Source organism: Comamonas sp. (assembly GCF_036666375.1).
Lineage (GTDB): Bacteria > Pseudomonadota > Gammaproteobacteria > Burkholderiales > Burkholderiaceae_C > Comamonas.
Window position 1 is genome coordinate 35,437 of record NZ_JAVWWA010000001.1, and the last position, 8,436, is coordinate 43,872.

Below are 8,436 nucleotides of genomic sequence, written 5' to 3' on the forward strand. Positions count from 1 at the left end.
AGCGGGCAGCAGGCCTGCGTCCACGGCTTCGCCCAGGCGATCGACGGCTTCGCGGATCGCCAGGTCGAGCACCTTGCCGTTGAGCGTGGCGTCATGGCTGGCGCTGCCGCCGAAGCCGACGATCTCGCGGTTCGCCAGCTGGTATTCGCCCGATCCCTGGACCGAGCGCACGACTTCCGAAGTGCGGCTGTCGACGATGTTCAGCGTCACCTTGGCATAGGCGATCTGGGTCTTGCCGCGCCCGAGCACGCCGAAGAGCTGCCTGTCGCCGACTTCCTTGCGGCCGAATTCGGAGACATCGCCCGTGAGCACGTAGTCGGCGCCCTGGAGCGGCTGCGCGCTGCCGTGCAGGTTGGCTTCGAACCGGGTTTGCTCCATGTTGTCGCGGTCGAGCACCAGAAAGCGCTGGGTCTGCTGCAGGTGGCTGATGAGCAGCGTTTTGGCCTGGCTGCCAAGCCGGTCGCTGCCCGAGGAAAAAGCGCCGCGCAGGTAGCTGGAGCGGTTGTCGAACCGGCCCACGGCGATCGGGCTGCGCGGTCCCTGGTAGCTGCGCGTGGCGGCCTTTGTCTGGGACACGGCCAGCGCCTGCGACGTTTCCGTCGCGCAGCCGCCCAGGACCAGGGGAGCACAGAGGGCAGCGCAGGCTGCAAACAGAAGAAGAGGGCGCATGGGATCAAGTGTTTGTTATTGATAAAACAATGATAGTTTCATGTTTGATAGATTTCAACTATTAAAATCCAGACTGCGTGATCGCCTACAAAACGCGTGATGCGCGCGGAACACACTGTGTTGGCGCCGCGGCTTTTTGGCGCCGTCCCCATGAACTCCCATGACAACGTGCTGATCGTTGGCGCCGGTCCTACCGGCCTGGTACTTGCGCTGTGGCTCACCGCGCAAGGCGTGCGGGTGCGCATCGTCGACAAGACCCGCGCGCCGGGAACGACGTCACGCGCGCTGGCCGTGCAGGCGCGCACGCTGGAGCTGTACCGCCAGCTCGATCTGACCGACGCCGTACTGGCCGCGGGCCACCGCAATCCCGCGCTCAACCTCTGGACCCGCGGCACAAAACGCGCGACGCTGCGCTTTGGTTCGGCGGGGCGGGATATGACGCCCTATCCGTTTGTGCTGATCTATCCGCAGGACCGGCACGAGCGCCTGTTGATCGCGCGGCTCGAGGCCCTGGGCGTGGCAGTGGAGCGCCAGACGGAATGCCTGGGCTTCGAGGATTGCGGCGACCACGTGGCGGTGCAGCTGCGCGCTGCCGATGGCCGTGAGCAGCGCTGCGCGGCGGCCTTTGTCGCGGGCTGCGACGGCGCTCGCTCCATCGTTCGCCACCAGATGGGAACAGGCTTTCCGGGCGGCACCTACGGCAAATTCTTCTATGTGGCCGACGTGCAGGCGCGTGGCCCGGCCGCCAGCGGCGACATCCACATCGCGCTCGACGAGGCCGATTTCGTCGCCTGGCTGGCCTACAACGATCGCGGGCAGGGGCGGCTGATCGGCGTCGCCGACAATGAGGACGCGGACCGCGCCGACACGCTGACCTTCGACGATGTGGGCCACCGCGCGATTGCCCGCATCGGGCTGGAGGTGGACCAGGTCCACTGGTTTTCCACCTACCGCGTGCACCACCGCGTGACCGACCGTTATCGCCAGGGCCGGGCCTTTCTCGTCGGCGACGCCGCGCATATCCACAGCCCGGCAGGGGGCCAGGGAATGAACACCGGCATAGGCGATGCGATCAACCTCGCCTGGAAAATGGCGGCCGTGCTGCGCCGGGGCGCGCCCGACGCGCTGCTCGACAGCTATGAAGCCGAGCGCCGCGCGTTCGCGCTGCGGCTGGTCGAGACCACGGACCGCGTGTTCCAGTTCATCACCGCCGACGGGCCGTTTGCCGACTTCGTGCGCACGCGCATCGCGCCCATCGTCGCGCCGCTGGCCTATGGCATAGACGACGTGCGCGAGTACCTGTTCCGCATCCTGTCGCAGACGCTGATCAGCTACCACGACAGCCCCATCAGCGAAGGCCAGGCCGGCGAAGTGCGCGGCGGCGATCGTCTGCCCTGGGTGCGCGCGGACGACAACCACGCACCGCTGGCGGCCATTGCCTGGCAGGTGCATGTCTATGGCGCGGCGCGCGACGACCTGGCCGCCTGGTGCGCCGTCCAGGGCATTGCCTTGCAGCGCTTCGATTTCGGTGCGCCGCACGCCGCGGTCGGCTTGCAGCGCGACGCCGCCTACCTGATCCGTCCCGACGGCCATGTCGGCTGCGCCGATCCCGACGCCAGCGCCGCGCGGCTGGAAAACTATCTGCGCAGCTGTATGGGCCAGGCCGGCGCGGCGTGACCGCAGCGCTCGCCAGCCGTTCTTCTGGGCTATGCTGGGCGGCCTCTGCGTACCTGCTTTCTTGATGCATTATCTGAACCATGCCGCCTGCGGCCCGCTGGCCGACGCCGCACTCCACGCCATGCACCGCCACGCGCTGTGCGAACAACAGCTCGGCGGCTATGGCGCGGCGCGCGCCGCCCAGGCCGAACTGGACCAGGTCTACGCCGGCATTGCCGCGGCCATTCATGCGTCGCCGCAGGACATCGCGCTGACCCAGGGCAACAGCGACGGCTGGGGCCGCGTGGTGGAGGCCATGGATTGGCGCGGCGGCGGGCGCATCCTGGCGCCGCGCGGCGAGTGGGGCGGCAACCTGGGTCTGCTGATGGCGTTGGCGCAACGCCACGGCGTGCAGGTCGAGGAAATTCCCAGCGACCCACACGGCGCTGTGGACCTCGACGCGCTGCAGGCGTTGCTGTGCACGCCCGCCAGCCTGGTGGTGCTGACCTGGATGCCGGCCAACGGCCCGCTGGTCCAGCCCGCGCAGGACGTGGGCAGTCTGTGCGCGCTTGCCGGCGTGCCCTTGCTGATCGATGCGGCCCAGGCGGTGGGGCAGTGGCCGGTCGACGTGCGCAGCCTGCAATGCGCGGCGCTGACGGCGCCGGGGCGCAAATGGCTGCGCGGGCCGCGCGGCACGGGGTTTGTCTATGTGCACCCGGATTTCCTGCCGCGGTTGCGCCCGCTGGGCGCCGACCATTTCGCGCGGCCCTGGCAGGGAGAGAACACCTGGGACTATCGCGACGATGCGCGCCGGCTCGAGCCTTCGGAAGCGTCGGTCGCGCTGCGCCTGGGCCTGGGTGCGGCGCTCGCCGAATGGGCCTCCCTGGGCATAGATCACATCCAGGCGCAGATACAGCAGCGCGCCACCTGGCTGCGCGCGCGGCTCGATGCGCTGCCCGGCGTGCAGACGCTGCGTACCGGGCCGCATGCGTGCTCGGGCATCGTGACGTTCACCTGTGCCGGCCATGGCGCCGCGTCCCTGCACCAGGCGCTGCAGCAGCGCGGCGTCGAGGCGGCGATCAGCCCCCTGGCATTCACGCCCTGGGACATGCAGGCGCGCGGCCTCGATGCCTTGTTGCGGCTTTCGCCCGGCCATGACACGCGCTGGGAAAGCCTGCAGTACGCCTGCGATGCGCTGGAGGAATTCCTGCGCGCGCAGTGAGGGGCTTCAGGGAGTCCTGAGACCCGCAATGGCAGCGAGACAGAACTGCGTCATGGTCTCGACCTGGTGGTCCAGCGTGCGCGAGCGGCTGGCCTTCATGGGCGCGGGGCGGCGGTGCACGCGCAGCACCGCCAGGCCGTGGATGGATGACCACAGCATCTGCAGCGCGTCCGCATGCGGCATCGCGCATTGGTCGGGCGGCGGCAGCAGGGGCTGGGCGATCTCGCAGAACAGCAGGTAGGAAGCCCGGCCTTGCTCGGCGAGTTCGGGATACTGCAAGCGGTTGCCAAGGCCTGGCCCCAGCATCAGTTCGAACAGCGAGCCATTGGCCTGGGCGAACTCCACATAGCCGCGCACCAGCGCGTGCATGCGGCCCTGCTGGTCATCCGCTGGAAGCTTTGCGAGGTAGCTGCGGCGCAGCGCGATCAGCTCGCGAAAGCCTTGCGCGGCCATGGCCGCAAGCAGGCCGTCCTTGTCGCCGAAATGGTGGGCCGGCGCGCCCACCGAGACGCCCGCGGACTTGGCGATCTGGCGCAGGCTCAACTGGTCGAGGCTGACCTCGCGCAGCAGCGCCACGCCCCACTGCACCAGCGATTCGCGCAGATTGCCGTGGTGCCACTGTCCCTGGGGTTTGACGGCCGGTGCGCTGGATTTTTCAGGCTTCATTCCATCCTCTTCACACTCTCGTGCCCGCCGAGTCTAGTCAACTCGGGGACACCTGCTCTCCTGTACGCAGTCAAACCAAGGGAAGTCCCTAGGACCTGCGGCCTGGGCATGGCGCAATCCATGGGTTAAATTGAACACTGTTCAGTTTGCATCATCTGGCGAGTTCGGAGAAAAAATTGGTTCCTTCCCTGGTCTTTGGAAATCAGCATTGGAGCAAGGCGGCGCTGGCGCTTCTGGCAGATCGTGTCTCGCGCGGCCTGCAGGCGCTGGGCGTGCAAGAAGGCGGCACGGTGGCCGTCATGCTCAAGAACAGCCCCAGCTATGTAGCCACGGTGATTGCCTGCAAGCGTGCGGGCGTCTACCTGGTCTCGCTCAACTGGCACTTCAAGGCCGGCGAAGTGGAGTTCCTGCTCAAGGACAGCGGCGCCCAGGCGCTGGTGGTGCATGAAGACCTGGTCGACACGATTCGCGCCGGCGTGCCAGAAGGCGTGGCGCTGCTCGTCGCACCGCTGCACGAAGATGCCGACCACGTCGCCCGCCAGGCCTGGCCGGCGCTGGGCCAGCAGGGCGAGATGTTGCCCGAGAGCCAGCGCTTTCCTTTCAACGCCGTGGTCTACACCTCGGGCACCACGGGCAAGCCCAAGGGCGTGCGCCGCCTGCCGGTCGCGCCCGAGATGCGCGCCCAGGTCGACGCCGAAGCCGCCAAGGTGCCGGGCGCGGTCTACGGCACCACGCCCGAATCGGTGGCGCTGCTGAGCGCGCCCATGTACCACAGCGCGACCATGTCGTTCGTGTCCCATGCCTGCGCGGTGGGGGCGACGCTGGTGCTCGAGCCCAGCTTCAAGCCCGAGCGCACGCTGCAGCTGATCGCCGAGCACCGCGTCACCCATGCCTATCTCGTGCCGACGATGTACCAGCGCCTGCTGGCGCTGCCCGACGAAGTGCGCGCGGCCTACGACCTGTCTTCGCTGCAGCAGGTGTCGTCGACGGGCTCGCCCTGCGCGCGCGAACTCAAGCTGCGCATGATCGACTGGTTCGGCCCCACGATCACCGAAGCCTATGGCTCCAGCGAGGCCGGCTACACCACCTTCATCACCGCCGAGGAATGGCTGGCCAAGCCCGGTTCCGCGGGCCGCGCGCTGGGCAGCGCCCAGCTGTCCATCGTCGGCGACGACGGCCAGGAGCTGCCGCGCGGCGAGATCGGCCTGATCTATGTGCGCCAGCCGGCCATGCCCGACTTCACCTATATAGGCCGCGAGGACGACCGCCAGAGCATCAGCCGCGACGGGCTGGTGACGCTGGGCGACATGGGTTTCATCGATGACGACGGCTACCTGTTCATCTGCGACCGCAAGTCGGACATGGTGATTTCGGGCGGCGTGAACATCTACCCCGCCGAAGTCGAGGCCAGCATTCTGACCATGCCTGAAGTCAGCGACGTCGCGGTGTTCGGCATTCCCGACGCCGAGTTCGGCGAGTCCATGGCCGCGGCAGTGCAGCTCAGGGAAGGCAGCACGCTGGCGGCGGACACGATACGCCAGCGCCTGCGCGAGAAGATCGCCAACTACAAGATTCCGCAGACCATCACCTTCCACGACAGCCTGCCGCGCGAGGACACCGGCAAGATCTTCAAGCGCCTGCTGCGCGCGCCGTATTGGGCCGGCGTCGACCGCCGCATCTGAAACCGACTTCACCAGGACTTTCCATGGCCTTGCCTTCCACGCTCAAAGACAAGCTGCGCCTGCCGCTGATTGCCGCGCCGCTGTTCATCATCTCCACGCCCGATCTGGTCATTGCGCAGTGCAAGGCCGGCATCGTGGGCTCGTTTCCGGCGCTCAATGCGCGGCCCGCCGACCAGCTTGAAGTCTGGCTAGAACGCATCACCTCCGAACTCGCGGAATACGACCGCCAGCATCCCGACCAGCCTTCGGCGCCGTTTGCGGTCAACCAGATCGTGCACAAGAGCAATGACCGGCTGGACCACGACATGGAGGTCTGCGCGCGCTTCAAGGTGCCCATCGTCATCTCGTCGCTGGGCGCGCGCAAGGAAATCAACGAGGCGGTGCATGCCTGGGGCGGCATCGTGCTGCATGACGTGATCGACAACAGGTTCGCGAAGAAGGCCATAGAGAAGGGCGCCGACGGCCTGATTGCCGTTGCCGCGGGCGCGGGCGGCCATGCGGGCGCGCAGTCGCCGTTTGCGCTGCTGCAGGAAATCCGCCAGTGGTTTGACGGCCCGCTGGCGCTGTCGGGCTCGATCTCCAGCGGCCGCGCCATCCTCACCGCCCAGGTCATGGGCGCCGATCTGGCCTATATGGGCTCGGCCTTCATTGCGACGCAGGAAGCCAATGCCGTTGACGGCCACAAGCAGATGATTGTCGACAGCGCCGCCAACGACGTGGTCTACACCAACCTGATCACCGGCGTGCATGGCAACTACCTCAAGCCGTCGATGGCGCGCGCCGGCCTCGATCCCGACAACCTGCCCGTGGGCGATGCCAGCCAGATGAACTGGGCCGCGGGCAAGCCCAAGGCCTGGAAGGACATCTGGGGCTGCGGCCACGGCATAGGCGTGCTCAGCGAGATCCAGCCGGCGGGCGTTTTCATTGCCGGCCTGGTGCAGCAGTACCGCGAGGCCTGCCTGTCCACGCAACAACTCATTGCCGCGCGCGCCTGAGGCGCCTGCGTTCGGCATTACCAATCAAAAGCAGGAGACAAGACATGAATTCCAAGCGCAATGTTCTGAAGATGGTGGCCGCCGCCGGCATGGTGGCGGTGTCCGGGCTGTCGCTGGCCCAATCGGCCAAGCCGGTGCGCATGCTGCTGCCGCTGGCACCGGGCGGCGGCTCCGACACCATTGGCCGCGCCGTCGCCAATGAAATGAGCAAGACGCTCAACGTCACCATCGTTGCCGAGAACAAGCCCGGTGCCTCGGGCACGCTGGCGCTCAATGATGTGATTCGCGCGCCGGCCAGCAATCCCACGTTCGGCCTGGTGCTGGGCTCCACGCTGGCCGTGGTGCCGCATCTGATGAAGGTGCCCTACGACAGCGTCAACGGCATCAAGCCGGTGGTGCAGCTGGGCGTCACGCCTTTCGTGCTGCTGGTCAACAAGAACCATCCCGCCAAGACGCTGGCCGAGTTTGTCGCGCTTTCCAAGCGCAATCCGCAGAGCTTCGGCTCCTACGGCGCGGGCACCTCCAGCCATGTCGCGGGCGAAGCCTTCAACAACGCCGCCGGACTCAAGCAGGTGCATGTGCCCTACAAGGGCACGGCGCCCGCGATCAACGACCTGCTGGGCAGCCAGGTGGACTCGGTGGTCGCCGACTTCGGCGTCGCCGGCCAGCATCTGGGCAAGGACGGCAAGCTGCGTGCGCTGGCCGTGACCGGGCCCAGCCGCTCCGAAGGCTTCCCCGATGTGCCCACGTTTGGCGAGCAGGGCTATCCGGCGATGAACGAGCTGGTCGGCTGGATTGCCTTCGTGACTTCGGCCAACACGTCCGACGAACAGGTCGCGACCTGGGCCAAGGCCGCGGCCGCTGCGCTGCGCGTTCCCGAAGTGCGCCAGCGCCTGATCGGCCTGGGCTATGTTCCCGCCGGCACCCACGGCAAGGAGTTCGACAAGATCGTCGCCGACGAGCCCGTGCGCTGGGGCTCGCTGATCAAGGCCTTCAAGATCACGCTGGAGAACTGAGCGCCGCGGCCTCAGCGCTGCCAGCCTGTGGCGCGCAGCGCGCGGTTGCGCGCGCCCGTCAGCAGCGCGGCCAGCGCGCAGAGCGCGCCGCCGCCTGCCAGGGCGATGCCGGCCGAGGCGCGTTGCGCCGCGCCGCCCAGCGCCAGGCCGCCCAGCGCGGGTGCCAGATTCATCTCCAGCAGCCACAGCGCGGAAATGCGCCCGCGCAAGGCATCGGGCGTATGCCGCTGCAGCAGCGCGCCGCGCACGATGTCGGCAACGGTGTCGCACGCGCCGGCCAGCACCAGCAGGGCCAGCGCCAGCCACGGCTGCGCCGCCCATCCCACGCACAGCAGGGCCAGGCCCCAGCCCATGGCCGCGGCAATCAGCAGCAGGCCGGGGCGATCGAGGCGCCGCGTCCAGCCCGAAGTGGCCGCGGCCAGGAAGGCGCCGGCCGCGGGCGCGGCATGCAGCATGCCCACCAGCTGGGCGTCGCCGGCAAACGTCTCCACGCCCAGCTGGGGCAGCAGCACCCAGGGCGTGGCGCACAC

8 protein-coding genes are annotated in these 8,436 nt (G+C 68.0%); 5 read left to right on the top strand and 3 right to left on the bottom strand.

Annotated elements, in window-relative coordinates; genetic code table 11:
• Positions 1-669, bottom strand: a 669-nt coding sequence (locus RR928_RS00175) for a CsgG/HfaB family protein (protein WP_332681126.1), incomplete at its 3' end; no start/stop codon positions are given.
• Positions 670-819: 150 nt separating this feature from the next.
• On the opposite strand from RR928_RS00175, the gene RR928_RS00180 reads away from it, so the two are divergent.
• Positions 820-2,346, top strand: coding sequence for an FAD-dependent monooxygenase (locus RR928_RS00180; protein WP_332547641.1), 1,527 nt, complete (start codon positions 820-822; stop codon positions 2,344-2,346).
• Positions 2,347-2,410: 64 nt separating this feature from the next.
• The gene (locus RR928_RS00185; RefSeq protein ID WP_332681129.1) at positions 2,411-3,547 is read left to right on the top strand and encodes an aminotransferase class V-fold PLP-dependent enzyme; all 1,137 of its coding nucleotides are present in this window, start codon (positions 2,411-2,413) and stop codon (positions 3,545-3,547) included.
• A 6-nt stretch (positions 3,548-3,553) separates the two neighbouring features.
• Here RR928_RS00185 and RR928_RS00190 read toward each other — a convergent pair whose 3' ends face one another.
• Complete coding sequence (locus tag RR928_RS00190; RefSeq protein WP_332537616.1) at positions 3,554-4,213, bottom strand: TetR/AcrR family transcriptional regulator; 660 nt, start codon at positions 4,211-4,213, stop codon at positions 3,554-3,556.
• 176 nt (positions 4,214-4,389) lie between these two features.
• On the opposite strand from RR928_RS00190, the gene RR928_RS00195 reads away from it, so the two are divergent.
• From RR928_RS00195 to RR928_RS00205, 3 genes are read left to right on the top strand one after another with little or no spacing between them, the layout of a single operon-like run.
• Positions 4,390-5,895: an AMP-binding protein gene (locus RR928_RS00195; RefSeq protein WP_332547644.1), complete on the top strand. Its 1,506-nt coding sequence runs from the start codon at positions 4,390-4,392 to the stop codon at positions 5,893-5,895.
• Between the two features lie 23 nt (positions 5,896-5,918).
• Positions 5,919-6,890, top strand: a complete 972-nt coding sequence (locus tag RR928_RS00200; protein WP_332547645.1) for an NAD(P)H-dependent flavin oxidoreductase — start codon at positions 5,919-5,921, stop codon at positions 6,888-6,890.
• A 44-nt stretch (positions 6,891-6,934) separates the two neighbouring features.
• Positions 6,935-7,906, top strand: coding sequence for a Bug family tripartite tricarboxylate transporter substrate binding protein (locus tag RR928_RS00205; protein ID WP_332537619.1), 972 nt, complete (start codon positions 6,935-6,937; stop codon positions 7,904-7,906).
• A gap of 11 nt (positions 7,907-7,917) precedes the next feature.
• On the opposite strand, the gene RR928_RS00210 is transcribed toward RR928_RS00205, so the two are convergent.
• Positions 7,918-8,436, bottom strand: a 519-nt coding sequence (locus tag RR928_RS00210) for an MFS transporter (protein ID WP_332681132.1), incomplete at its 5' end; no start/stop codon positions are given.

Coding starts and splice junctions, on each gene's coding strand:
- RR928_RS00205 (WP_332537619.1), top strand. CDS start 6,935: ATGAATTCCAAGCGCAATGTTCTGAAGATGGTGGCCGCCGCCGGCATG.
- RR928_RS00190 (WP_332537616.1), bottom strand. CDS start 4,213: ATGAAGCCTGAAAAATCCAGCGCACCGGCCGTCAAACCCCAGGGACAG.
- RR928_RS00180 (WP_332547641.1), top strand. CDS start 820: ATGAACTCCCATGACAACGTGCTGATCGTTGGCGCCGGTCCTACCGGC.
- RR928_RS00185 (WP_332681129.1), top strand. CDS start 2,411: ATGCATTATCTGAACCATGCCGCCTGCGGCCCGCTGGCCGACGCCGCA.
- RR928_RS00200 (WP_332547645.1), top strand. CDS start 5,919: ATGGCCTTGCCTTCCACGCTCAAAGACAAGCTGCGCCTGCCGCTGATT.